At 47.9% G+C, this 336-nt stretch carries 1 protein-coding gene; it reads left to right on the top strand.

All coding sequences use genetic code 11. The annotated features are described in order from the left end of the window. Positions 1-336, top strand: a 336-nt coding sequence (locus HU147_RS19265) for a DDE-type integrase/transposase/recombinase (protein ID WP_224077681.1), incomplete at both ends; no start/stop codon positions are given.

The raw sequence follows: 336 nt of genomic DNA, 5'->3' as shown, positions 1-336 counted from the left end.
ACTACCGCTTTGGCCATCGGAAAATCAAGAAACTACTCCGAAAAGACTACAAGACCACCAGACATCGCAATACCGTTCAGCGCATCATGCAAAAACACAACCTGCAATGCCGGGTGAAGAAGAAACGGAAATGGAAATCACAGGGGGAATCGGTCATTGTGGCACCGAACCTGTTGGAACGGAATTTTACTGCCGCTGCCCCTAACGAAAAATGGGTGACGGATATTACCTATATCCAATACGGAAGTTCGACGCTTTACTTGTCGACAATCATGGACCTATACAACAACGAAATCGTTGCGTACAAGCTCTACGACCATCAGCAGACGCCGCTCG

This window comes from Planococcus chinensis, from assembly GCF_020071995.1.
In the GTDB taxonomy this organism is placed as follows: domain Bacteria; phylum Bacillota; class Bacilli; order Bacillales_A; family Planococcaceae; genus Planococcus; species Planococcus chinensis_A.
This window is presented reverse-complemented; position numbering and strand designations above follow the sequence as displayed.